Genomic DNA, 25883 nt, shown 5'->3' with positions numbered 1-25883 from the left:
TTCGCTGGCGCTCAGAATGACACTGTGTCAGTTGAGTTTATAATTGATTGGGATTTTATACCATATGTCTATCACGAATAATGTTACAAGATTTTTAGATGCGCGCAAGGTGAAGTATACAGCGCATGACCTGCCTGTTGAAAAGATCGGCGCCGTGGAGGCAGCCCAGTTTATGGGCGTATCTGCGGAACAGGTCTTCAAGACCATTGTCACCATGCGTGAAAAAGGAAAGCCTGTGCTGGCAGTGATCCCTGGTTCGCGGATGGTGGATTTGAAATTTCTGGCTTCATTTTTAGGCGAGAAGAAGATGCGCCTGCCAAGCGAGCGCGAAGCGGAATCTTTAACGGGCTTGCAAGCTGGTGGAATCTCACCTCTGGCTTTGATCAACAAAGGTTTTCAGGTAGTGATCGATTCTGCCGCTCAATCATTTCATGAAATCTATATCTCTGGCGGCCAGCGCGGGTTGAATATTCAAATTCCGCTTGATGATCTCATAAAGCTGACCAACGCACGGTTGGCCGCCATTTCTGGTTTCGCTGACCAATAACCTGCCCTCTAGCTCTTTAAGAAGTTATAATGGAAAAAATTAATTTGGAGAAAGGAGACGCTAGATTCTGTCAGAAAAATATTTTCTTCAATTGTCGTGTCCGTTCAAATTAACTTTTTCTCAAGGAGGAGAAAATGCGTAAATCCCTATTGATCGTATCGATGTTGCTTATGGCAAGCCTTGTGCTTGCTGCATGTGGCGGGGCTGCTCCCACGTCAACTGGCGGAGATTCTGCGCCCGTTGTTGAAACCGTGATCGTGGAAGTGACTTCTTCTGCGCCAGTAGTTGTTGCACCGACAGGTTTTGGCGTAACCCTTGAAACCGTTAAAGCACGCGGCAACTTGATCTGCGGTGTCAACTCGCAAGTGCCCGGCTTTGGTTACGTTGGTGCAGACGGCAGCTTTTCAGGCTTTGATGTGGATTATTGCCGCGCCGTTGCCGCCGCAATTTTTGGCGATGAAACCAAAGTGGAATTCCGCCCTGTGACTGCCTCCGAACGCTTCACCGCTTTGCAGTCCGGTGAAATTGACATCCTCAGCCGCAACACTACCTGGTCGCTTGCCCGCGATACCGAATTGGGCGGCAACTTTGTTCACACCACTTTCTATGATGGTCAAGGCATGATGGTTCCCACTGAGAGTGGCATTACTGACCTGGCGGGTCTGGAGGGTGGCACGATCTGTGTTCAAACTGGAACCACCACCGAACTCAACCTGGCCGATGTAATGGCTTCTTTGGGAATCTCCTATACTCCCCAGGTTTTTGAAGATGCCGATTCCACTTTTGCTGCCTATGCAGAAGGACGCTGTGATGCTGTCACAACCGACAAGTCCGGTCTTGTGTCACGCCGCACCGTTCTCGCTGACCCAGCCGCGCATGTCATTCTGGATGTGACCATGTCCAAGGAACCTCTTGGCCCGATGGTTCGCCACGGCGACGATCAGTGGTTTGACATCGCTCAGTGGACAGTCTTCACCATGATAGCAGGTGAAGAATTCGATATTACCTCTGAGAATGTTGATAGCGTCAAATCCAGCACTACAGCCCCTGAGGTTATGCGTCTCTTGGGTGTTGAAGGCGAGATGGGTGCAAAACTCGGCTTGAGCAACGACTGGGCCTATAACATCATTAAGCTGGTCGGAAATTATGCAGAAGTGTACGACCGTAACCTCGGCCCTGACACTCCCACATTTATTCCGCGCGGCTCTAACAGCCTGTATACTGATGGTGGTTTGCTCTACGCTCCACCTTTCCGCTAAGCAGATTGAAAAAAGAGGGCGGGGAATTTTCCCTGCCCTCTTTTCTTAACAGTAGGAGATTTGCCAATGCAGGGTAATCCAGAGCAAAAAGCAGCAACCCCATTCTGGCGCGACGAACGCATCCTGAATATTTTGGGTCAGGTGGCTTTTGCTTTCGGGCTTTTCCTCATTGGTTCATTGATCTATCAAAACATGAAGGCGGGGCTTGCAAGACAAGGCATCACTGTCAGCTATAATTTTTTAAACGGCATTTCAGGTTTTGATATTTCTGAAACCCTATTTTCATACACCCGTACCTCATCCTATTGGCACGCTTATCTCGTCGGTTTATTGAACACCTTATCCGTTGGCGTTGTGGGAATTATTGCATCAACTATATTCGGCGTGATCCTGGGAGTTGCAAGGCTTTCCACGAACTTCATCATCAATCGTCTCGCGGCTTTCTATCTGGAATTGATCCGCAACCTTTCATTGTTGGTTTTTTTGATTTTCTGGTATCTGGCCGTTTTTCTCAAAATGCCCAGAGTAAAGGAAGCGATCATCTGGCCCGGCCCAATTTTCTTGACGAATCGCGGCGTGGGAATTCCCTGGGGAATCCCAACCGCTTCCTTCCCGACCTTTCGCCTGATTCTGATCATTGGGCTAGTACTGGCTGTTGGTGTTTTCTTTGCCCTGCGTGCCTATAGCAATCGAACAGGGCGTGCTCCATTAACTATCCTTTGGACTATCATCACCTTTCTTGTCGTTGGCCTCCTTGGTTGGTTGATCCTCCCTGAAAAACCCCTTCTATTGGATTTTCCATTCGTAAAAGGCTTGAATATGTCTGGCGGGAAAATTCTCAGCCCTGAATTTATGGCACTTACTTCCGGGCTTGTGCTTTATACATCCGCATTCATCGGTGAAGTGGTACGCGCCGGCATTCTATCCGTTTCCAAAGGACAGGTGGAGGCCTCACGCGCTTTGGGTTTGAATGGTTTCCAGACCCTGCGTTTGGTGGTCTTTCCCCAGGCTTTGCGTGTGATCGTCCCGCCGTTAACCAGCCAGTACTTGAACTTGGTCAAGAATTCGTCACTAGCCATAGCTGTTGGATTCCCCGATGTATTCTACATCTCGAACGCCATCCAGAATCAAACAGGCAGAGCGGTGGAAATGTTTTCGCTGGTCATGCTGACGTATCTTACCTTCAGTTTGATCACATCTGTATTCATGAATTGGTACAACCAAAAGATAAAACTGGTGGAGAGGTAGATGACAGAAGCAACTTCAATCCTTCCTCCACTTACAGAGCGTTTAACCGTTTTACGCTGGTTGCGAAAAAACCTCTTTGGCTCCTGGCTTGACTCAATTCTGACTATTATTGGCCTCCTCATTACTTATTGGGCGGTTAAAGGATTTCTAACCTGGGTCTTCACCACCGCAGAATGGGATGTGATTTCCGCGAATCTGCGCCTCTTCATGATCGGGCAATATCCACTCGAACAGGCTGGGCGGCTGTGGATTGCGCTTGGTTTCCTGATGTTCCTGGCAGGCAACTCGCTTGCAATCTGGGCTCGTAAATCATATGTAGCAACTATCTTTTTGCTTGCCTCTCCTGCATTGATCGCTCTCTTTCCATTTGGAGATGAGCCTCGCAAATGGCTCATCTTCCTCAGTGTCATAGGGTTGATCGGCTGGGGAATAGGGCGCACCAAACCAGAGGCGCTGAGAAGAATCGTAATTTTCGGGTGGGTAATATCCCTGCCGGTATTTATCCTGCTTACACGCGGGTTTACCTCCGCAGATGGAATTGTGCCAATTGTCGGCACGAATCTGTGGGGCGGTTTGTTGCTTACCTTCCTGCTTACATCGGTTGGCATTATCTTTTCCTTCCCTCTGGGTGTTTTACTGGCACTGGGACGCAGATCCGAGTTGCCGGTCATTCGCATGGCGAGCATAACTTATATTGAAATCGTACGCGGCGTGCCCTTGATTACCATTCTTTTTATGGCTCAGTTAATGCTGCCCCTTTTCCTGCCTCCGAATTTGACGGTTGACCGTATCCTGCGTGCGATGGTCGCCATCACATTATTCAGCGCGGCTTATCTGGCAGAAAATGTGCGTGGAGGTTTGCAAGCCATACCAAACGGTCAATATGAAGCAGCCTATGCGCTTGGCTTGAACGGCGCACAAACCATGATCTTCATTATCCTGCCGCAGGCCTTGCGCTTGATCATACCGATCCTGGTTGGGCAGTTCATCGCTGTTTTCAAGGATACAGCGTTGGTGGCAATCGTAGGCTTGTTGGACTTGGTCGGGATTGGCAAGACAGTCCTGGCCCAGCCCGCGTTCCTCGGGTTGCAGCGGGAAGTATTCGCGTTCATTTCATTGATTTATTGGGTGTTGAGTTATGGCATGTCTTACCTGAGCCAGCAATTGGAAGAGAGACTTGGCGTTGGGAAGCGGTAATTCCAAAGGAGAAGTTTGATGACCCAAAAAGGCGAAACCATCATCTCTGTTCAGGATGTCCATAAGTGGTATGGAGATTATCACGCCTTGAAAGGCGTAAATATGGAAGTTAAGAAGGGCGAGGTGATTGTTATCTTCGGCCCTTCTGGTTCGGGGAAGTCAACTTTTATTCGCACGATCAATAGGCTGGAGGATCATCAACGCGGCCAGATCATCGTACATGGCACAGAATTGACTCATGACATTCGCAACATCGAAGCGATCCGTATGGATACCGGAATGGTTTTTCAGCAATTTAACTTATTCCCGCATCTGACTGTGATGCAGAATATCACCTTGTCTCCCATTCAAGTTCGCAAGTGGACAAAGCAAAAGGCCGAGCAGGTCGCCATGCAATTGCTTGAGAGGGTGGGTATCCCGGAGCAGGCGCATAAATATCCCGGTCAATTGTCGGGTGGTCAGCAGCAGCGAGTAGCCATTGCACGCGCGCTTGCCATGCAGCCCAAGATCATGTTATTTGATGAGCCTACTTCCGCGCTTGACCCTGAGATGATCAAGGAAGTATTGGACGTGATGGTGGAACTTGCTAAATCAGGCATGACCATGCTTGTAGTGACTCACGAAATGGGTTTCGCGCGTGCCGTTGCCCACCGCATGTTCTTCTTTGATCAAGGACAAATTGTGGAGAGCGGCACTCCCCAGGAAATATTCAAGGAACCAAAAGAGGAACGAACAAAATTATTCCTCTCACAGATACTTAGTCACTAATGAAACGGGGCTGGGGTGTTCCCAGCCCCGTTTCATTAGTATTCGAATTTATGATTGAAACTCTGCGACCATTACACCGTTTACCCAAAGCGTGTATTTACCTGTTGGGAAACTCCCAAGCGGATAATTAGCTTCAAACGGTTCAATCACCTGCACGCACATTAAGTCTGAGTTGGTTACGGAGTACACATCCACAACGATTTTATTTTTTGCATCTGGCGGGCTGGCCGCTACTCGTAATTGATGGCAGGGTGTAGGCAGGCTTCCCTTCAGCACCAGCATAAATTGAAGTGGGAAGCTTTCCAAGGTGAGTAGCTCAACTGAATCCAGAAAAGCTTCACCGCGCGTCAGATTTCCATCAGAGAGATTGGGAGTGAAGCTGCTGATTGGCAAAACAGAAGGAGTCTGGCTGTTGACCGGATCGTCTGCCGAAGGCTGCCCGGCAAGTGCACAGGCGCTCAAGGCAAAGATCAACAGGATGATGATGTATAAGATTCGTTTCATGGTTATCTCCATTTTTAATTGAGACGATAAAGCCACCTCGAAAGTTCCATTAATACATGATGAAGTCACCCACCAAGCCTTCGTTGACCCAAACTGTATAGCGCCCCGTAGAATACACGCCCAATAGAACACTGGCTTCAAATTGTTGAAAGACATTCTCGCATTGGATATTCGGGTTCACGATACTATATACTTCGATGAAGACTTCGTAGTTATCGTTTGGCCGCGCCACTTCCACTCGCAATTCGTTGCAAGCGCTCGGCATGGAACCTGATAACCTTAACTCCACACGAAAGGGGTCTAGGTCAAAACGCTCCAGTAAATTCGTGTTTATTAACTCGACGCCCGCCCGCCTTAATTTTGCATCTTCAGGCCGCGGCCTGTAAGGGTTCTCCTCCACGCGCAGCATGACGGGCACGGCGGTGGTTGCCGTGGGTTCTGGCGTAGGAATGGTAATGCAGCCGCTTATTAAGATAGCAGCTACCAGATAAACGATATTCTTCATTTATTTCCCTCGAGCCTGACTTGTTCAAATAGCTTGGGTGCTGCGACGTAGATCCCGCGTCCGCTCACGGCGACAGTTGAATCTGCCAATTTGATTTCACCTGTCGAGAAGATTTTTCTCTCATCCATTTGCGTGATACGTGTTTCGAGGGTGAGTGGTTGATTCAATGGAAGCGGCTTGTGATAATTGATCTCTAGGTTGACTGCCGCCACTTTATGTCCCGCCGCCCATACGACCAGTCCCATCGCCTCATCTAATATCGCCGCAGATGCGCCTCCATGCACATGCCCAGGTGGACCTTGTTGTGCTTCATTCAATGTGAACTCGGATGTCATGATACCGTCATCGTCCACCCACCAGGTTAATCCAATACTGTGCGGGTTGTCATGTCCGCATACAAAACACCAGCCGTGATAAGGAAGTTGTCTTTTCATGATGTAAATTTTAATACCATATAGGTTACTTGTCCTGTTTTCGTAAATACTTGGTTTGCAGTACAATCCCTTTGTTTAAATTGTAATCGCCTTATCCTCGTATCTTGAAAGGAATTGTGCATGAACTCTGGTGGACAAATTTATGAAAAAGTTGTAAATAAGAAAATATATATGGCAATTCTGGCCGCAATGATCTACTTTATGTATTCACCATCGTTTTTATCGGATTACTTGATGAATGACGAGAGGGGCTTTGTCAGGGGCACTGTGAAAAACGGGATGGGAGATTTCATTTCTGCTATTGTTTCAGCCTACCTCACACATGGGCGAGGATTGTTTGGCTTGTACCAAAAGATTGTGTATGATTTTGTTGGCTATGACACGTCTCGAATTCAGTTTGTTCGTTTTCTAAATTTCCTTTCCCTGCTTGTTATAGCATTATTACTTTTCAATTTTTTGGAGAAGAGGGTAAAGAGACAGGGCTTCGCTTTTCTGGCGATATTATCTTTGTATTCCCAAGCCACTTTTCAGGTGCATATGGGGTATTCCCTTCATTTGATATCACATAGTCAACCCTCCATGTGGCTTAGCATTTTAGCCTTTTACTTGCATTTTTATGTGTTTCGTAAGAGCCGTATCCCTTGGGCGCTGCAGTATATGATCACATTTCTTATCCTGATACTTGCCATGCAATCAACGCAAACCTATGCTTTTTTCTCTTTGATACTGGTGTCGTATCTTGCGTTAACGGAGTGGGATGAGCATAAAGGCCGCATAAATTCATTTATTTTTATGCTCGTTTTAGTTATGTTTGTCTCCATCCTAACTTATAAGTATGGAATAAATTATTTGTCAGGTGTGGGCGGCAGTGCCTATATTCTTGGGGAAACTGCTCTCGAGCAGTTGGATAATAACCCTGTGAGTTTGATGTTAATCGCCATCAACCCTCGTACTTATTGGAGTGTTTTTAAGATCTGGAGTTTTCCATATTTTCTTCATAATACCCCGCCCTTAAGCAATCTTCTAGAAAAAAGCGCATCATTTATTGTTATGACAGTTTGGGTCCTGATGCTGGTGTGGGCTTTCATCGCTGAGTTCGTGAGTAAGGATGGAAGAGCAGAGAGATGGCAAATCGCCTTAAAATGGTTGACCGTGCCAGTGAGTTTGGGCTTGGCTGCTGTTTTCATCATATCCGATTCGCCCATGGAGATCATAGATCATCGCCCACATGTCTTGTTAACCTTTGTGGGTCTTTCGATATTTACAGGGTTATACGCTTTTGAAGTGATTTCTGGGAAACATAATTTCTTGCAAGGATGGAAGGTTGACTATATTGCGTGGGGCTTTGTTTTTATTATTGCACTCGGAGTTCAATCTGGCTTTTTACGTAATATTGTCATCACCCATGTTGAGCAAATGGAATTTGTACGCTCGGAATTAATGCGGAAGGATCCGCAGACGTACAACACAGTTGCTATAGTTATGCCAAAATGGAACGGATGCTTGACTGAGCCTTGTGGTCCCTGGATTGGTTGGCGAATGGATGAGGTATACCATTTGGGGCGGACTCCTGCATATCGGTACGCTCTGCATACCTTAGGCATACCCCCGGAAAGTAAAAACATAATTTTTCTTAAAAACTTGCCTGATACAATTCCGTCGAATACCGTAGTTGTTGATTGGAATGTTTATGCTTCGGCGCAACAAAGACATGCCGATTATTTCCGCCGAAACACCGGTTTGGCAGGGTGGTCAGGCCTGTTTGAGAAATAGTTCTCATCTAATCGAATCGATTGCCAATTCGACCTCCAACATGCTAGAATCCCAATATGTTGGTGCATATCAAACTGATCGCAAACTATCGAGACCAACTTCCTCCCGAAGCAAAAAACGGGGTGGTTAAGTTGGATGTTCCCGATGGCACTACAGTTCACGATGCGATCTCGCGCTTTGACATTCCCCTTGATGATACAAGTGTAATTGTGCTGAACGGCCTCACCGTTGACATGTCTACCCCGCTCAAAGAAGGCGACATGGTCACAGCCTTTTCAGCAATTGCTGGAGGTTAATCTTTAAACACAATTGACACGAAGGGCACGAAGGAATCGACTTTAGACCTTCGACCTTTTTAATCCTTCATATTTCATCCTTCATCCTTTCCCAATAGGAGTTTCCCATGTATGGCTGGCACCTCAGAATTCTGCGAGTAAATCTCACCACTAAAAAAGTAACACAGGAAGATGTTGACCCCAAGATCGCACGTGATTATCTCGGCGGACGTGGATGGGCGATTCATTATCTATATAAAGAAATGAATCCTGCCGCAGATGCGCTCTCGCCTGAAAATGTGTTGATTTTCGCGACAGGCCCACTGACTGCAACACCTGCGCCGACAGGTAATCGTTATATGGTCGTCACCAAGTCTCCGCTGACGGGCGCGCTGGCACATTCCAACTCGGGCGGCGATTTCCCAACCTGGATGAAGCGCACCGGGTTCGATATGTTCATCTTTGAGGGAAAGGCCGCAGAGCCGGTCTATGTCTACGTAAACGAGGATCAGGTTGAGGTGCGGTCTGCGGCGCATGTTTGGGGTAAGGAAGTGCCTGAGACCACAGATATGCTCAAGGCAGAAACATCCACCGAAGCGAGAGTCGCATGTATTGGCCCTGCGGGCGAAAACCTTGCATTGATGGCAGCCATCATGAATGATAAGAATCGCGCTGCGGCTCGCTCTGGCGTGGGTGCGGTGATGGGGAGCAAGAATCTCAAGGCTGTGGTTGCGATTGGGAATAAAAACCCGCCGCTGCATAACCCGGATGGAATGCGTGAGTTGAGTGTTAACACATCCAAAGATGTGGGCGTGGATATCAAGAAGGGTTCCAACCTGCGGATTTATGGCACGGCTTATGTGCCGCAAGTGACCAACACACTTGGTATTTTGCCCACGCGAAATTTTTTGCAAGGCACGTTTGAACACACCGATAAAATTGACGGTGTGGCGCTCAAGGAACAATATCTGATCAAGAATGTGCCTTGTTATCGCTGCCCGATTTCATGTGGAAGACTCACTGAAGTTCCTGATGGCCCGTATAAAGGCAAAGGCGAAGGGCCCGAATATGAAACGATTTCATCTTTGGGAACGGGCTGCGGTGTAAGCAACCTCGCCGCGCTAACGAAAGCGAATTATCTATGCAATGAGTATGGCATGGACACGATCACCACAGGCATGACGATTGCCGCCGCAATGGAGATGTACGAGAAAGGTTACATCTCCGAAGAGATCATTGGTATGCCGCTCAAGTTTGGTGATCACGACGCGATGATCGAGATGATCAAGAAGATGGCATATCGCGAGGGCTTTGGTAATGACCTTGCTGAAGGAAGCTATCGCCTGGCTGAAAAATATGGCCACCCCGAAATTGCAGTCACCGTACGCAAACAGGAATTCCCTGGTTACGATCCGCGTGGATCGCAGGGCATGGGCTTGTTGTACGCCACCTCCAACAAGGGCGCGTCACACATGGAAGGTGATGTTGCGTATGAAGAAGTCTTTGGCGTGCCTGTCAAAGAAAACCCGCTTACTACCGAAGGCAAACCTGAACTTGTCAAACACTTTGAAGATTCATTTACTCTCATCGATAGCGCGGGTTTATGTGTCTTTCTCGCGATTCGTTATGTTTTCAGCAAGGAACGCATTGTTTGGCCTGAGCGCTTATCTGAGATGATGAACCTCACAACGGGCGCGGGTTATACACCTGAAGAAGTGATGAAGGCCGCTGAACGTGTTTATAACCTCGAGCGCATGTTCCTGATCAAGGCTGGCTCTGGCCCCGAACACGATACACTTCCGCATCGTATGCTGCACGAGCCATTGCCCGATGGCCCCGCCAAAGGCATGGTCGTTGAACTTGATAAGATGCTGCCTGAGTTTTACAAACTCCGCGGTTGGGATGAGAACGGTATTCCAACGAAAGAGAAGCTAGCCGAGTTGGGGTTGCCTCACTAAATAGCTGACCGCATACACCGTCCCGCAGGCTTGAGTGCATAATTTCGTAGTTCAAGAAAACCTGCGGGACGTTCTGCTTAAGATGGGCTAGTAACTTTTCGAAGAATTGTGGTGTTCTATTTTGTAACACAATGACTTTATAAGCATTATTTTCCGTTTAGGAAAGGAGGTGCATTTCAATCATTGACAGCGCAAGACTGCTCAGAATCAATCCATCATTTATTGTTAATAAAGGAGATTGCCTTATGAACCCAACCAAGTCTTCGCTTTACTCGAAAATCGGGGTGATATTGATTTTTGTATTACTGCTCTCCGCTTGTGGTGGGGGAGCCGGCCCAGCCGCCGATGTTCCACCCGCTGAACAAACTGGTTCTCTTACAGTTCTCGATTGGGCCGGGTACGATGCCCCCGATTTCTGGGTGGATTTTCAAACCACTTATCCAAATGTAACAGTCAATTTTGAGATAGGCGCCTCAGATGCCGATATCTACGGCAAGATGAAAGCTGGCGATCAGGCCGACATCTTCCACCCATACACGGGCTGGCTTCAATTCTATGTTGATGAAGGTCTGGTGGAAGAAATAGATACCAGCAAGCTGACCAATTGGGATAAAGTCCCGGATAGCTTCAAGCAAATCGGCCAAATCAATGGCAAGCAATACTTCATTCCGTGGGACTGGGGATTCACATCCATTCTATATCGCACCGATAAAATCCCCGAAGGTGTCGACTCCTGGGCGGCATTGATGGACCAGAAATATGCTGGGCATATCTCCATGTGGGATGACGGCCCGGGCGCCGTGACCGTTTCAACCTATATCCATGGCTATGACGAGACTGCAGTTACAGACGAAGAATTGGCGGCCATCAAAGAGGAATGGATTGCCCAGCGCGAATTGAATCTCTTTTATTGGGCCGGCGAACCCGAATTAGTGGAAGCTATGAAATCAGGCGATGTATGGGCCGCTTATGCCTGGCAGGGCGCGTATGCGTTGCTTTTGGGTGAAGGTGTGCCTGTTGCATATGCCAATCCCAAGGAAGGACGCAATTCCTGGGTGGGTGTATATGGCATCCGCAAAGGCACCGACAATTACGATCTCGCGCTTAAGTTCCTGGATGCCAAACTTGGCGAGGCTACTGGAAATAATGTTGTTAACCTCTTCTATTACGGGCATTCGAATCAAGATGTGATGAACGGCATCACCGATGAGACTCTCAAGCAGGCGTTCTCAATAGATGACCCGAACATTCTTGAGACAACAAATTTCACACCAAACCTCACAGCCGAACAACGCGACGCCTGGACGGCCATGTGGGCGGAAGTAAAAGCCGCACCGTGACCCCCTCCCGTCCTTCGGACACCCTCCCCCAAATTCGAAGAATTTGGGGGAGGGCAGGGTGGGGGTTGGATCGTGGCGCCAGCTTCTGGTTCATTTATCTGCCGCCGTTACTCTGGCTGGGATCGTTTTTTGTTCTCCCGGTTCTATTAATGGCGGCATTTAGTTTTCGGCCGGATATGCGCGGCGACCTGCTGCAATTGTGGACTCCCACCCTCGATCAATATGCAAGCGTAGCCAATACGCTCAGTTATTGGAGATTATTGGGGATTTCAACTCTCACGGCATTTGGCATAGCGATTATCTCTGTATTATTGGCTTATCCGCTCGCGTATTTCCTTGCGCTTCGTGCTGGACCTCGAGCCGGGTTCTATCTCATCCTGCTTCTCGTCCCCTTTTGGACCAGCTATCTCCTGCGTGTGATGGCGTGGAAGTTTATGCTTGGCACAGACGGAGTGGTTAATTCTTTTCTGATCTACATGGGCGTCATTCAGGAGCCCCTCGCTGCCTTACTATACAACCGCACCGCTGTGATTCTAACCTTGATCTATGTCTGGATTCCATTTGCCGCGTTGCCAATCCTCGCAGCACTACAACGAATTGACCTTGCACTCTTTGAGGCCGCAGCGGATCTTGGTGCGCGTCCACTTCAGCAATTCATGCGCATCACCTTGCCTCTCAGTTTGCCCGGTGTCTTTGCTGCTTTCTTTATGGTTTTTATCCCAACCATAGGTGAATATGCTACACCTCTGCTGGTGGGCGGCAGCCGCGGATTTTTATATGGAAACATCATTCAGGACTTTTTCACGAAAGCCGCAAATTGGCCTCTGGGCTCCGCACTTTCGATGATCATGCTGGTGACCACCTTCATTTTTGTCGCCTTTGCCACCCGCCTGGTTGACTTGAAACAATTATTCGAATGAATGCGCGCCGCGGCTCGATCCCTCTTACCATTTATTATTTTGGTCTGATCACATTATTGTATCTGCCCATTGGGTTATTGTTTCTGTTCTCGGTCAATTCAAGCGCATCCCTTTCCTTTCCCCTCGATGACCTCACCCTGGATTGGTATCGGCAGCTTTTTGATTCAGATGCCATCCTGCGTGCGGCGCGCAACAGTCTGGTGGTGGCGGTTGGCAGCAGTTTCGCAGCAACCATACTTGGCAGCATGGTTTCGATCCTCATGCTTCGCTATAAATTTCGAAGTCAGGGCTTTCTTATCGCATTGGCTGTTCTTCCTTTGATTGTCCCTTACGTTGTGTTAGGCGTTGCACTCTTGCTTTTATTTTCCGTCCTGCAAATTGACCGCTCACTCTGGACAATCGGTATTGCACATACAGTGGTGGCTTTGCCCTACACATTATTGATCATCGCCTCACGCCTTGCGGGATTTGACTCAAGTGTTGAGGAAGCCGCCATGGACTTGGGCGCGGACTACCCCACTACGCTTCGCCGCATCACCCTGCCCCTGGTCTTTCCAGCCATGGTTTCTGCCTGGCTGACAGCTTTTACTGTGTCCTTCGATGAATTTGCACTAGCCTTATTTCTTTCAGGGACTCAACCCACCTTCCCTGTTTATCTATTCAGCCAATTGCGCTTTGCGAATCGATTGCCGATCATGATAGCCCTGGCGGTACTGTTGATGATCGGCACATTGACTTTGGTATTTATCTCCGAAAGAATCCGCCGCGCACAACAATAGAAAGGAGTCAGCATGTCCTCAGCAACAAATCAAGCCCTGGCACGCCGCTTTTATGACGAAATTTTGAACAACCGGAAAATGGAGGTCGCGGACGAGATATTATCTACGCAATATATTGATCACAGCGCACCCGGCCCCGGGATCGAGGTCTTCAAGCAATACCTTGGCATGATCACAAGCGTATTTCCCGATGTCAAAGTAACGGTGGAAGATTTATTCGCAGACGGTGATAAAGTCGCTGTGCGCCTCACCATTCATGGAACCCAACTCGGTTCTTTTCGCGGATTTCCTCCAAGTGGCAAGGAAACGACCTGGTCTGGCATGGATATTATTTATTTCTCAAATGGAAAAATCACAGAACGCTGGAGCGAAAGAGATTTTCTTGGAATGCTCCAGCGGCTTGGTTACGCTCAACCTCCGCAACAGGACATATGAGCAAACAAATCACTCTTCTCACCTGGCCCGATTACATCAACCTTCAAACATTGGAACAGTTTGAATATGAGTTCAGGGTCAAGGTTAAGTTGGAAATCGTTCCGAGTGCAGTCGAGCTTGTTGAACGGATGCAGGCTCAGGTCGGCGGAGTAGATGCGTTGGTTCCTCCAGATTATGCAGTCCGTGAACTTGGCGCGCAGAATCGTCTACATGTGCTCGATCAATCCCTCCTGCCAAATCTAGGAAACCTCGAACCGCGTTTTCAAAAGGGACGTGCTCATGATCCCGAATCGCGCGTGAGCATCATCAAGGATTGGGGCACTACAGGTTTCATGTATCGCACAGATATGATCTACGAAGAACCAAACTCGTGGGCCGATTTTTGGAGCCTCGCCGCGAAAAATTCGGGGAGTGTCACAGTGCTGGATTCGCCCGGTGAAGTGATTGGCGCGGCGTTGAAGATGCGTGGTCACTCTTACAATGCGACTTCCCCGGATGAATTGGCTGAAGCGCGAGAAGATCTACTGAAACTTAAGCCGCATCTGCTTGCCTTTGAAACGAATTACAAACCCCTGCTTGTATCAGGTGAAGCTTGTTTATCGCTAGGATGGAATGGTGATGCGGCTGTGTTGATTGGGCAAGGCGCGCCAATAAAGTATGTGGTTCCAAACGAAGGCTCGCAAATCTGGGAGGACGATTGGGCCATCTCTGTCGATGCGCCGAATCCTGAACTAGCTTATACATTTTTGAATTTTGTCCTTCGCCCTGAGATTGCCGCACAGGAGGCGCGTTATACCCGTTATGCAACAGGCAATCGTGCTGCCCTGAACCTGCTGGATGACGAAATGCGGAACGATCCCTCAACCTATCCGCCTGAGGATGTGTTACAAAAACTGGAAGCAAGTATGCCCTTGGATATGGAAGGCCAAAAGAGACGCGATGACTTGTGGAAGGAAATACGAGAATAATTCCAGAAGTGAGATATTATTTTCACCATGACTGACACTGCTGATGAAGAAAATAATTCTCCAGAAACTATTTTATGCAAATCCTGCGGCCTTTGCTGCACTGGACATTTATTTTCGTGGGTGAGGCTTAACGCTAATGAATTAAACCCTGCTGAATCAATTGGATTGAACGTCATTCGCAACGACCCTCGTCAACGCGGATTTACTCAACCCTGTCCGCTATGGGAGGGTGTATGCACGGTTTACGCATCACCAAGCTATCCGCGCGGCTGCCGCAGTTACAAATGCAAGCAGCTCAAAAACCTGATCGAAGAAAATACTTCATTGCCGAACGCCCTGGTTGTTGTTCGGCGGGCAAAGGAATTGATCCATGAGATGGAAAAGCACTTGCCTGCCTCATCCAGCATTAGTTTTCGCGAGCGGTTGATTGCAAAGATGGGGAACCCGAATGCGGAAAATGCGGATGCGAAATTTCGTCAGAACGCGGATGCGTTGTTAGTCTTTTTCGATGAGTATTTTGGGGTAAATGATTTCTTCGATAAGCCTGAAAATTAGGGGTTGAATATTTTTTTCAAATCATCCATGGTCGCAAAAAACTTGCGATATGCCGATGTTTCATTCAAGATGCCCTTTAGTGCCACAAACAACTCCGCCTGCAAATAAGGATTTTTCTCCTGTTTCTCCATACTTAGATTCACCTGATCATCATCCATATCAACAGTTAATTGACCTCCCGCCGCGAGCCATTCCAACCCGATTTGTACCGCGCTTTCGCGTGAAGCCATGGCCGCTGCCAATTCATGGATAGTCGCTTTTCCCTTGCGTTGATTGAGTGCATATTTACATAACCCTGCCAGTCGGTTTAGAAAATCTTCTGCTTTTTCCTCTGCGGGCGGAATTGCAAAAACATAGATCGTCTTTGGCTGAACGACCTTCAGGGCCTCCCGCAATTCAACCGGTGATGGGGGAGTTGTGTATATTGTGAATTCATCAGCTTGTTGTAACTCAAAACGGGATTTGCCTTTTGATTTGTCCGCACCTTCTGCCCACACAAGCGTTTGAGCGTTCAAACGTTGAAACGTTGAAACCTTCAAACGCAAATCCCTAATCTCTAATTCTCGTTCTTGAATCTCAACCGGTGCTTCCTCAACAACTCGATATTCCTCAAATTGCAGCGTGACCTGTTTCTGTCCACGAAAGCTGCTTGAGCGTAGGGAATAGGCAATATCGAATTTGCTACCCTGTTCGGGTAATTCCTCGCCCGCGCCGCCCCACCACAATAGGCTTTGAACATTTCCGTTTTCATCTTCAATGTGCAAACGCAGATGTTCTCGTGTTTTACCAATTGTTGATACAGATTTCAAGCGCGCACCGCGAGTCGCCAGCATCAATCCTGGGTTACCTGCGCCGAAGGGGGCCATAACCTCCAAAGCCGTGGCGAGATCGAGATTGATTTCGTCCAAACCCAGCCATGCGTCAATTTGCAAAGTGGGTTCTTCAAAAACAACTTCACCCAATTGTTTTTGGATGGCTTTTCCAAGACCACGGCGAAATTCGGTAAATTTATCTGCATCGAACGACATTCCAGCGGCCATGGGATGGCCGCCGAATCCACGCAGGATATCTTTTTGCGAAGCGATGGCCTCAGTAATATGTAGCCCTTCAATCGAGCGTGCGGAGCCGCGCATAATTCCATCTTCTGATTCGTTAAGCAGGATTGCAGGTTTGTGATAACGCTCCACCAGTTTGTTGGCAACAATACCCGCCACGCCGCCCGGCCAGTTGGGGTGAGATAAAACGATGACGGGTTCTGTCAACAGGTCTGGGTTTTCGCGCAATTGTGCTTCAGCCGCTTCATATACATGGCTGGTCAATAAACGGCGCTGCGCGTTGAGACCTTCGATTTGTGCGGCCAACACACGCGCCCTTGCGGGGTCCTGGGTGAGCAGCAATTCAACTGCGGGATTTGCATCACCCAAACGCCCCAGCGCATTCAGGCGTGGCGCAAAGGTAAAACCAATGGTTTCTTCCGTCAGTGTTTCAAGGCTTGTGCCTGATAGCTCGGCCATAACTCTCAGCCCTAATCTTTTTGTTTCTCGAAGTTTTTGAATTCCTTTTTGTGCTAATGAACGAGTCTCGGCTTTTAGTAAGGCAACATCGGCTATGAGACCAAGGGCCACGAGATCAAGTAAATCGACACTCGATATCGGAGATCCGATATTCGAATCTCGAGTATCGAGCATCGCCTCAGCGAGTTTGTATGCCACTCCCACTCCCGCTAAATTTTTAAGCGGATGTCCCTCTGGCAGCAACTTTGGATTGATGATGGCTTTTGCGTTTGGAAGTGTCTCGCCAAGGTCATGGTGATCGGTAATGACCACATCCACGCCGCGTGAGTTGGCATATTCAACGGCTTCGTGCGCTGTGATGCCCGTATCACAAGTGACGATCAGCTTTGCGCCATTATCAATGATCGGCTTGAGAGTCTCAACATGGACTCCATGGCTTTCCTTGCCGCGAATTGGAATATAGTAAACAACTTTTGCGCCCAATGCTTGCAGGGTTTGCACCAGCAGGGCAGTGGATGTTTGACCGTCCACATCGAAGTCACCCCACACACAGATCGTCTCGTCTTTGCGTATAGCCAATTGGATAATATCGAGTGCTGATTCAATATTTGGAAAAGGAGTGGATGGATTTGTATCAGGGTGTAAAAACGCTTCGGCTTCAACAGGTGAGCTGATTCCGCGTCGGAGGAGGGTCTGCTCGATAAGCGGATGCAGCTTGAGGTCCGCGAAAGAGGCGGGTATTTGCACGGGATGAGGATCCAGCCAGCGAGTCATATTTTGTGATTCTAATCGAGTTTGCGCAGTAAAATGTTTAAAAAGGAGATTGTCATGAAAAAGCTTGCGCTCCCAATACTCTTTATGCTGTTGTTTTCATCCTGCAATTTGCCAGATGTTTTGCCGTCTTCTACGTCAGCCTCCCCAACTACATCACAACCCATTTCAACAGTAGTTCCACAACCTCCATCACTGGGTGCGAATCCTTTGATTTGGTTTGCACCCTTGCCTCCCTTGCCCGTTGTGGTGGGACGCCCGTTCACCGGCTCGGATGATTATATAAAACTGTTTATGCCGGATGCTCCATGGCAGATGGCAGCCAGCCATGTTCATGTGTTGAAGTTGTATGGCGAGTGGGTTGGGTATGCTTCAGAGTCGCAGCTAAAACAAGTGATTCAAGATGCCCAGCGCCGCGGCCTTGCATTAGCCATGGAGTTTGGCCCTCTGGATGCGGAGGATTGCGGCCAGGGAATAGAAGGATTTTCAGGAGTAAGTTATGCCGTTGGCGCGGCTAGGCGGATTCAATCCGCAGGCGGAACATTGCACCTGCTGGCTATGGACGAGCCCTATTACTATGGCCATTTTTATGACGGTCCAAATGCCTGTCATTGGAGTGCAGAGAAAATTGCCGATGAGATTGACCAATTTGCCCAATCAATGAGGGTCGTTTTTCCTGAAATCATCATCGGGGATACAGAGGCGCTTGCGGGCCCGGCTGGCGCGAGTGAATATCAAGCCTGGATGCAGAAGTTCCGCGAGGTCAACGGGTATGATCTAGCCTTTCTTCATCTGGATATTGACTGGGGCCGTCCCACGTGGGTGGATGAAGTTATTATGATCGAGGACTATGGTGACGAAAACAATGTGCCCGTTGGCATTATTTATGGAGGCAATGGATTTGCTAAAACCGATGAGGACTGGATTTCTGCTGCCGGGGAGCGTGTAAAAAAGTTGGAGATTGAAAAGAATGGCAGTCCTGATCACATTCTTTTTCAGTCGTGGGACGACAAACCTGATTTTGTCCTGCCTGAGACAACCGATTTTACATTTACAAATTTCATCAACGATTATTTTGCAGATAAATCTGCATTGGGCTTTCGCCGCGAAGGCCTGGGTGCAAACCTTGCGCTTGGCAAACCTGTTCGAGTTTCAAGCGTTTCCGGAGACTTGGTCGGGTCGCTGGCTGTGGACGGAGACTTGGGAACTTTATGGAATTCTGGTGGCGGACCGACGCAGTGGATCGAGATCGATCTTGGCGCAGAACATAACATTCAGGAATTTCAATTGACCATCAGTCAATTCCCCGAAGGCGCAACAGTCCATCGTGTTTCAGGCAGAAGCGCCAACGGTCAATTCACTACACTTACCACTTTTGAGGGCATTACTACCGATGGCCAGACTCTGATATTTACGCCTGCCCAGCCTATTACCGGAATTCAATATATACAGGTGGAAACAACCAGCAGCCCATCCTGGGTGGCATGGAGGGAAATTGAGGTAATTGACGCGGGCGCCCCTTGACTCTGACACTATGTGAGAGAATATAGTAGCGAAAATTATCATGTTCAAGATTGGCGAGTTTTCCCGATTGAGCCGCGTATCGGTGCGGATGCTGCGTCATTACGATCAGCTGGATTTGCTCAAGCCCATTCAAACGGATTCGTTCACGAATTATCGTTATTACTCTGCGGACCAATTGCCGCGTTTAAATAGAATCCTCGCTCTGCGGGATGTGGGTTTCTCGCTGGAACAGATTGCAGGTATGTTGGATGAAGACCTGCCATCGGAGCAATTGCTTGGCATGTTCAAATTGAAACGCGCCGAGATGGAGCAGGAAATGCAGGAGGAACAGTTGCGGCTGGCTCGCTTGGAGGCCCGCATCCACCAGTTGAATGGAAAGGAAGATCGTGCAATGTATGATGTGATCTTGCGCGATGTTGGCGCAGAGCTAGCTGCCGTTTATCGAGAGGTCGCCGAAGATGATGACCGTATCACAACCATGTTCGACGAATTGGAAATGTATGTGATGCGCTTTGATAAGGCACGCGCAGATAAACCTCCATTCACGATCTATCACGACGCTGAATATCGCGAAACTGATATTGATGCTGAGGTTGCTGTCCCGCTTGCCTTTGCCATTCCAGGAACAGATACCGTTCATGTCCGTGAGTTCCCGCGGATTTCGAATGTAGCCTGTGTCGTTCATTCAGGAAGTTATGCGACTCTGTATCAGGCGTATAACGCGCTATCTGGTTGGATGGAAGCCAACCATTATCAAATAGCAGGACCGATCCGGGAGGTTTATCTTCACTATGGCGCGCACGGTTTGACCTTTGACCTGCCGCCAACTTACCTCGCGCAGGATTCAAATCAGTATGTTACTGAACTTCAAGTAGCGGTTGAAAAAAGATAGGAGAACCCATGGCGTATTATCTAGTGAAGGCAAAATATCATGAAGATCTGCTCGCTGAATTACGCAGCCGACTAGATAGCGGCGAGATCCAGAAGATGAAACCATTTGGCCAGGCACTGCAATACGGGCTCGACCATGCGCGTCTCGATCCGCAGGAACGGGGTGTCGCTGTATGGGAAGAAGAGGATTATTGCCACCCGCCTTTGGCGCAGGAACGCGCCGCCGTGTTGGACACCTATTTCACCGATCTACATGTGGAAACCGTTCAACAAGGCAAAGGTTGGGAAAAGATCGAGCCTTTGCCCAGGTTGTGGAAAAAAGGATAGGAGATGTTCATGCGTTACAGATTACTTGGTAAAAGCGGATTACGTGTTTCTGAACTCTGTCTTGGCACAATGACCTTCGGCAATGATTGGGGGTGGGGAGCAGTGAAAGCTGAAAGCCGAAAGATGTTCGATCTGTTTGCGGAGGCTGGCGGTAACTTTATTGATACATCCAATAATTACACCAACGGCACCAGCGAAAAGTACATCGGCGAGTTTATCAAGGAAGACCGCGATCACTTTGTTATTGCGACCAAGTATACGCTCAATGAACGCAAAGCTGACCCGAATTTTGGCGGCAACCATCGCAAGAACATGATGCGTTCTGTTGAAGGGAGTTTGCAGAGACTGGGCACGGATGTGATCGACTTGTTGTATCTTCACATGTGGGATGGGATGACTCCGGTGGAGGAGGTCATGCGTGCGCTGGATGATCTCGTGCGTGCGGGCAAGGTTTTGTATGTGGGCATATCAGATACACCAGCCTGGGTTGTGTCGCAGGCGAATATGCTGGCAGATTTGAGGGGCTGGTCCCGCTTCGTTGCATACCAGGGTGAATATAGCCTTGCCAGCCGCGCCCCTGAACGGGACATTATCCCGATGACGCAGGCGATGGATGTTTCCTATCTTGCCTGGGGGATTCTGGAAGGTGGTGAGTTGACCGGAAAATACAACTCCTCTTCCGATGAACCTAAACGCTCAAAAGATACGAACGAGAGAATTAAAGGCATTGCATCTGTGTTGATGGATGTTGCGAAGGAAATTGGGCAAACACCTTCGCAAGTCGCAGTCAATTGGGTGCGGCAGAGACCCGCTCGCATCATCCCGATCCTCGGCGCGCGCAGCGAAAAACATTTGAAAGATAATCTCGGCTGCCTTGATTTCGAATTGACGGCCGATCAACTCAAGAGATTGGATGAAGCCAGCCCCATTGACTTGGGATTCCCTCACTCGTTCCTGTCGTCGGATCATGTGCGCGGCCTGATCTTCGGTGAGACTTTCGCAAACATAACGATATGAATAAATTGATCGAATCAAATGGCGGCCACAGAGCCGCCATTATTTTTTATTTTCAGTATAATTTCCTATATGGCTCTCACTGGATATTCTGAAACTCCGCTTGCAAAGAAACTCGGACTCAAACCTCCGCTGAAATTATTGACCATCCATGCGCCGAAGGAATACAGATCATGGCTTGGTGAGCTTCCTGAGGGCGTATCGTTGGTGACGAAGGCAGGCAAGCCCGTCGAAGCCGCCCACGTATTTGCAACAGAGAGCGCGTTTCTGGATACAACACTTTCCAAATTGCGAAATGAATTGAAACAGGACGGGTTTGTATGGGTCTCATGGCCGAAGAAAGCTTCGAAAGTTCCAACGGATATTACCGAAGATGTTATTCGTGAAATTGTATTGCCGCTTGGCTTTGTGGATATCAAAGTCTGTGCGGTGAGCGAGGTCTGGTCGGGGCTAAAACTGATGATACGAAAATCAGAAAGACGATGAGGTATTTTTTTAATTCAAACTTCTTTTAAAAGCGCAATCATTTTGCATTGATTATTTTCTGTTTTTTCCAAAAAAATTGATGTATCATGGGCGCGAAATTTAATTTTATTTTATCAACAAAGGAGTTTAGAAATGAAACAGGTACTTAAGTGGATCGGTATCGTGGTAGGCTCTTTGTTAGGATTGGTTCTTGTTGCTGGTGTAACATTGTTCCTTGTTGGGAATTCCCGCCTGAACAAAACCTATGATTTTCCCCCATCGGACCTTGTCCTGCCCACAGATGAAGCAAGCCTTGAGTTTGGCAGGCATCGCGCCGAGTCGTTGTGCCAGGGATGTCATGGCCCGGACTTGAGTGGGATAGAAAATTGGTTTAGCGCTGGCCCGCTGGGGACTATCGACTCAGCCAACCTAACCATGGGCGAAGGTGGAATTGGAAGCAGCTATACAACCGAGGATTACGTCGGCGCTATTCGGCATGGCATTGATTCAGATGGCAAGCCAATCTTCATGCCCGCTGTTGTATCCACGGCAAACTTGAGCGATGAAGACCTGGCCGCCATCATTGCCTACATCAAAACTGTCCCGCCGGTGGATCACAAGTCGGCAGGAGAAAAATTCACACCTTTGGCGAAGGTGTTGTTTGTGCTGGGCGTGCTTCCTTCCCTACCAGTTGAAGTAGTGAGTCACGAAACTCATGTTGCTGCGCCAGTAGCAGGCGCGAGTATTGAGTATGGTGAATATATGGTGAACACGAACGACTGCCGTTTATGTCATGGCCCAGAGTTGAATGGCGGCCCATTCCCCGACCCGACGATCACGAAAATATCCCCGAACTTAACCCCGGGCGGTGAACTCGCCGCCTGGACGGAGCAAGACTTCATCAACACGATTCGCACAGGGGCAACCCCCACAGGACATGAATTGGATCCGCATTTGATGCCGTGGGAGGATTATCGTTACTTTTATGATGATGAATTAAAAGCGATCTGGATGTATTTGGGTTCTCTCCCGGAACTTCCGCAATATACAGAATAAACCCCCTCATAAAGTGATATTCAAAAAGGTCACGCGCCTGCGTGACCTTTTTGATTAAACATTGAAACTCATTTTCTCTTTGACCGCGTTCGGCAGCTTGGGCAATTTGCTGCGTTCGATCAGGAATGTGGTGATCTCAGTCAACTCTTTGAAAATGTAATGCTGCCGCAGTGCGCCTTCAAGGTAGCCCGCCCCGCTGGTGCCGCCTGTGCCCACGCGCATACCGATCATGCGGCGCGCCATGAGCATATGTTTGTAGCGCCATTGCGAGAGCAATTCGTCGATGTCGATCAGCGTGGTCAGCAGATCAAATGGAGTTTGAAAGATAGGCAGGTTGCGATAGAGCATGATGAACAGAACCGCCTTCATTGCATCTACTGAAAATTCACCCGACCCTTCTTTGTAGAAGACGCGTTCCAGTTCCTCCATCTGTCGCAGCTCGACACCAGAGAGACTGTTTTGATAGATCTGTTTGTAATCACCCCAGAATTTTTGCGTTCCATTTTCAACGGGATAAAGCGGCTGATATTTCTTCCAAAGCGACTCATCGAAGAAGGGAGTCCGCTCTGCCCATTTGATGATCAACCCCTTGAGTGTCGCCTCTTTCTCGACCTGATTAATGCTCTCGTAATCCTGTTGGCTGAATCCACCCGGGCGCGTGTTCTTGTAATAACTGGCTTTGTATCGCTGGTCCATTTTCAAGCCGAGCTTGGCCTCGATGATGCGGAATTGCAGGCTTTGAAATCCTGAAGATGGCAGGAGCAGATTGCGAAATTCAAGGAAATCCATCGGCGTCATCGTCTCGAGCACGTTGACCTGCTGATTCAGCACCTCCAGAATTTTGACCACCCGCTTCAACTTGTGGACGGCAATGCTCATCTCGCCTGCGTTGTCGTTGACGTTATCTGTGGAAAAGATTTCCCGCACCGCATCCAACTCATGGATGATCTGCTTGAACCACAGCTCATAAGCCTGATGGATGACGATGAACAGCATTTCATCTGTTTTAGTGGAACTTTTTGGATGCTGGCTTCCAAGAATTTTGTCGAGTTCGAGGTAGTCTGCGTAATAGAGGTTGCTTTCTTCAGTCATGAAATACTCGCTTTCAATAATAAATTTCGTCCTGAGCGGAGTGACGAGCGACAGCGAGGAATGCAGTCGAAGGGCGAGTTTATGTTAAATCTCGCCCTTCGAGTATACATTGCGCTTCGACTACGTTCGACCAGAGAGCATGGTCTCGCTCCGCTCAGCACGAAGACTATAACGGTTCGAATCTAGCGGTAAAGTGCCTTAGCAGTTCGGGTGCGTAGGTGAATTTATACCCCTGTATTTTATCAGCACGGGATTTGATTTTAGCGAGCGATTCCGCCACGTAATCGAGATGGCTTTGTGTGTATGTGCGCCTCGGGATGGCAAGACGCAGGAGTTCAAGTTTGGGGTAATGCCATTGATTCGTATCAGGGTCGAGGCAAGCAAACATGACCGAGCCAATCTCCACACCGCGAATGCCGCCTTCGCGATAGAGTTCCACGGCCAAAGCCTGAGCTGGAAATTCGTAATTCGGAATATGCGGAAGGATCGCGCCAGCGTTGATATAAACTCCGTGTCCGCCAGCGGGTTGGATGGTGGGAATATCTGCTTCGTTAATTCGCGCAGCCAGATAAGCCGTTTGCCCCAAACGATACGCCAGATAATCTTCGTCCAAACCTTCGTATAAACCGACAGCCATTGCATCCAGGTCGCGACCAGCGAGTCCGCCGTAGGTGGGGAAGCCTTCGCGCAGGATCAATTCATTTTTGATGTCGTCAAAAAGTTTTTCGTCATTCAAGCATAACAGGCCGCCAATGTTGACGATCGCATCCTTCTTGGCCGACATGCACATCCCGTCTGCCAGGGCAAACATTTCATGCGCGATCTCTTTGACGCACTTCTGCCTATAGCCAGGCTCCCGCTGTTTGATGAAGAAGCAGTTTTCGGCGTAGCGTGCAGCGTCGATAAAGAACGGGATCCCGCTCCCGTGGTAGACATCCGCAACCGCTTTGAGATTTTCCATCGAAACGGGTTGACCGCCTCCTGCGTTGTTTGTAACTGTCATCATCCCGAAGGGAATTTTCTCATGCCCATACATTTCGACGAAAGCTTTGAGTTTGTTGATATCCATGTTGCCTTTGAACGGATGTGGATTCTCGGGGTCGAAGGCTTCATCAATCACGAGGTTGGCGGGCTTTCCGCCCCGCGCGCGGATGTTGGCATCCGTGGTGTCGAAGTGCATGTTGCTTGGAATATATTGCCCGGGCTTCACGAGACAGGCGGCCAGAATATTTTCAGCGGCGCGCCCCTGATGGGTTGGGACGAAATACTTGAAACCGAAAATATCCTCGACAGCATTCTTGAGGCGATGATATGAACGCGCCCCCGCATACGACTCGTCGCCGCGCATGATGGCCGCCCATTGTTCCTGACTCATCGCCCCTGTGCCTGAGTCGGTCAGCAGGTCAATGAAGATGTCTTCGGCTTTCATCAGGAAGAGGTTATAGCCCGCTTCCTTGAGTGCCGCTTCGCGTTCTTCGCGCAAAGGCAGGTGAATGGATTCAACAACTTTGATTCGAAATGGTTCGGGTGGGTGTGTAGCAGTCATTTGGTCTCCTAAATTTGATGTGTGTCAAATCTTGGGTAGCGAGCCTGGCATATTCCCCTGACAGCCATTCGGTCTCCAATGACAAAATTATTCTACAACCAATCCACTTTTTTGTTCTGTAACAAATGTCATGAAATTTGACTGAAATAAAAACGGACGTTATTTCGCGTCTGTTTTTATTTCAAATATATTCGGTGGTTGAGTAGCCGCGAGCGATA

Annotated in this window: 26 protein-coding genes; 20 read left to right on the top strand and 6 right to left on the bottom strand. The window is 48.7% G+C overall.

Going from position 1 to position 25883, the window contains the following annotated elements:
* Nucleotides 1-64: 64 nt before the first annotated feature.
* The 5 genes from AC14M5_RS18850 (at nt 65) to AC14M5_RS18830 (ending at nt 5019) form a co-directional block, all read left to right on the top strand.
* On the top strand, nt 65-547 hold the full coding sequence (locus AC14M5_RS18850) for an aminoacyl-tRNA deacylase (protein WP_484031255.1): 483 nt from the start codon (nt 65-67) through the stop codon (nt 545-547).
* 134 nt (nt 548-681) lie between these two features.
* The gene (locus AC14M5_RS18845) at nt 682-1806 is read left to right on the top strand and encodes an amino acid ABC transporter substrate-binding protein (RefSeq protein ID WP_484031254.1); all 1125 of its coding nucleotides are present in this window, start codon (nt 682-684) and stop codon (nt 1804-1806) included.
* Nucleotides 1807-1872: 66 nt separating this feature from the next.
* Nucleotides 1873-3054, top strand: coding sequence for an amino acid ABC transporter permease (locus AC14M5_RS18840; protein ID WP_484031253.1), 1182 nt, complete (start codon nt 1873-1875; stop codon nt 3052-3054).
* A complete protein-coding gene (locus AC14M5_RS18835; RefSeq protein ID WP_484031252.1) occupies nt 3055-4251 on the top strand; it encodes an amino acid ABC transporter permease in 1197 nt (398 codons plus the stop codon).
* A gap of 18 nt (nt 4252-4269) precedes the next feature.
* On the top strand, nt 4270-5019 hold the full coding sequence (locus tag AC14M5_RS18830) for an amino acid ABC transporter ATP-binding protein (protein WP_484031251.1): 750 nt from the start codon (nt 4270-4272) through the stop codon (nt 5017-5019).
* 48 nt (nt 5020-5067) lie between these two features.
* Here AC14M5_RS18830 and AC14M5_RS18825 read toward each other — a convergent pair whose 3' ends face one another.
* The 3 genes from AC14M5_RS18825 to AC14M5_RS18815 are packed head-to-tail and all read right to left on the bottom strand — an operon-like array spanning nt 5068 to nt 6462.
* Nucleotides 5068-5523: a hypothetical protein gene (locus AC14M5_RS18825; RefSeq protein ID WP_484031250.1), complete on the bottom strand. Its 456-nt coding sequence runs from the start codon at nt 5521-5523 to the stop codon at nt 5068-5070.
* Between the two features lie 49 nt (nt 5524-5572).
* Nucleotides 5573-6028: a hypothetical protein gene (locus AC14M5_RS18820; RefSeq protein WP_484031249.1), complete on the bottom strand. Its 456-nt coding sequence runs from the start codon at nt 6026-6028 to the stop codon at nt 5573-5575.
* On the bottom strand, nt 6025-6462 hold the full coding sequence (locus tag AC14M5_RS18815; RefSeq protein WP_484031248.1) for a PaaI family thioesterase: 438 nt from the start codon (nt 6460-6462) through the stop codon (nt 6025-6027). The genes AC14M5_RS18820 and AC14M5_RS18815 overlap by 4 nt, the downstream gene beginning before the upstream one ends.
* 120 nt (nt 6463-6582) lie before the next feature.
* On the opposite strand from AC14M5_RS18815, the gene AC14M5_RS18810 reads away from it, so the two are divergent.
* The 9 genes from AC14M5_RS18810 (at nt 6583) to AC14M5_RS18770 (ending at nt 15465) form a co-directional block, all read left to right on the top strand.
* Complete coding sequence (locus AC14M5_RS18810) at nt 6583-8235, top strand: hypothetical protein (protein ID WP_484031247.1); 1653 nt, start codon at nt 6583-6585, stop codon at nt 8233-8235.
* Between the two features lie 56 nt (nt 8236-8291).
* Complete coding sequence (locus AC14M5_RS18805; RefSeq protein WP_484031246.1) at nt 8292-8531, top strand: MoaD/ThiS family protein; 240 nt, start codon at nt 8292-8294, stop codon at nt 8529-8531.
* A 107-nt stretch (nt 8532-8638) separates the two neighbouring features.
* Nucleotides 8639-10468, top strand: a complete 1830-nt coding sequence (locus AC14M5_RS18800; protein ID WP_484031245.1) for an aldehyde ferredoxin oxidoreductase family protein — start codon at nt 8639-8641, stop codon at nt 10466-10468.
* A 245-nt stretch (nt 10469-10713) separates the two neighbouring features.
* Nucleotides 10714-11808 carry an ABC transporter substrate-binding protein gene (locus tag AC14M5_RS18795; RefSeq protein WP_484031244.1) on the top strand — a complete coding sequence of 365 codons (1095 nt, stop codon included), beginning with the start codon at nt 10714-10716 and terminating at the stop codon, nt 11806-11808.
* Nucleotides 11809-11873: 65 nt separating this feature from the next.
* A complete protein-coding gene (locus AC14M5_RS18790) occupies nt 11874-12728 on the top strand; it encodes an ABC transporter permease (protein ID WP_484031243.1) in 855 nt (284 codons plus the stop codon).
* Entirely contained in the window at nt 12725-13507 is a 783-nt protein-coding gene (locus AC14M5_RS18785; RefSeq protein ID WP_484031242.1) for an ABC transporter permease, read from the top strand. Before AC14M5_RS18790 ends, AC14M5_RS18785 begins: the two co-directional genes overlap by 4 nt.
* Before the next feature lie 12 nt (nt 13508-13519).
* Entirely contained in the window at nt 13520-13942 is a 423-nt protein-coding gene (locus AC14M5_RS18780) for an ester cyclase (protein ID WP_484031241.1), read from the top strand.
* Nucleotides 13939-14910: an ABC transporter substrate-binding protein gene (locus tag AC14M5_RS18775; RefSeq protein ID WP_484031240.1), complete on the top strand. Its 972-nt coding sequence runs from the start codon at nt 13939-13941 to the stop codon at nt 14908-14910. The genes AC14M5_RS18780 and AC14M5_RS18775 overlap by 4 nt, the downstream gene beginning before the upstream one ends.
* A gap of 27 nt (nt 14911-14937) precedes the next feature.
* Nucleotides 14938-15465 (top strand): hypothetical protein, encoded by a 528-nt coding sequence (locus AC14M5_RS18770; protein WP_484031239.1) that lies wholly within the window; start codon nt 14938-14940, stop codon nt 15463-15465.
* Here the strand turns inward: AC14M5_RS18770 and recJ are convergent.
* Complete coding sequence (recJ, locus tag AC14M5_RS18765; protein WP_484031238.1) at nt 15462-17753, bottom strand: single-stranded-DNA-specific exonuclease RecJ; 2292 nt, start codon at nt 17751-17753, stop codon at nt 15462-15464. The genes AC14M5_RS18770 and recJ overlap by 4 nt on opposite strands.
* A gap of 54 nt (nt 17754-17807) precedes the next feature.
* Between recJ and AC14M5_RS18760 the strand changes: the two genes are divergently transcribed.
* The 6 genes from AC14M5_RS18760 to AC14M5_RS18735 all read left to right on the top strand — a co-directional run bounded on the left by AC14M5_RS18760 (nt 17808) and on the right by AC14M5_RS18735 (nt 23027).
* Entirely contained in the window at nt 17808-19274 is a 1467-nt protein-coding gene (locus AC14M5_RS18760; RefSeq protein ID WP_484031237.1) for a discoidin domain-containing protein, read from the top strand.
* Between the two features lie 40 nt (nt 19275-19314).
* Entirely contained in the window at nt 19315-20166 is an 852-nt protein-coding gene (locus AC14M5_RS18755) for a MerR family transcriptional regulator (protein ID WP_484031236.1), read from the top strand.
* A gap of 8 nt (nt 20167-20174) precedes the next feature.
* Nucleotides 20175-20492, top strand: a complete 318-nt coding sequence (locus tag AC14M5_RS18750) for a hypothetical protein (RefSeq protein ID WP_484031235.1) — start codon at nt 20175-20177, stop codon at nt 20490-20492.
* A gap of 9 nt (nt 20493-20501) precedes the next feature.
* Nucleotides 20502-21509: an aldo/keto reductase gene (locus AC14M5_RS18745; RefSeq protein WP_484031234.1), complete on the top strand. Its 1008-nt coding sequence runs from the start codon at nt 20502-20504 to the stop codon at nt 21507-21509.
* A 69-nt stretch (nt 21510-21578) separates the two neighbouring features.
* Nucleotides 21579-21992 (top strand): DUF3052 domain-containing protein, encoded by a 414-nt coding sequence (locus AC14M5_RS18740; RefSeq protein ID WP_484031233.1) that lies wholly within the window; start codon nt 21579-21581, stop codon nt 21990-21992.
* Between the two features lie 132 nt (nt 21993-22124).
* On the top strand, nt 22125-23027 hold the full coding sequence (locus tag AC14M5_RS18735; RefSeq protein WP_484031232.1) for a c-type cytochrome: 903 nt from the start codon (nt 22125-22127) through the stop codon (nt 23025-23027).
* A 54-nt stretch (nt 23028-23081) separates the two neighbouring features.
* Here the strand turns inward: AC14M5_RS18735 and AC14M5_RS18730 are convergent, their stop codons facing one another.
* Nucleotides 23082-24119, bottom strand: coding sequence for a tryptophan 2,3-dioxygenase family protein (locus AC14M5_RS18730; protein WP_484031231.1), 1038 nt, complete (start codon nt 24117-24119; stop codon nt 23082-23084).
* Nucleotides 24120-24285: 166 nt separating this feature from the next.
* On the bottom strand, nt 24286-25665 hold the full coding sequence (locus tag AC14M5_RS18725) for a tryptophanase (protein WP_484031230.1): 1380 nt from the start codon (nt 25663-25665) through the stop codon (nt 24286-24288).
* Between the last annotated feature and the right edge of the window lie 218 nt (nt 25666-25883).

The organism is Candidatus Villigracilis sp. (assembly GCF_057083605.1).
The sequence above is the reverse complement of the archived record's forward strand: the minus strand, read 5'-3'. Positions and strand labels throughout refer to the sequence as shown.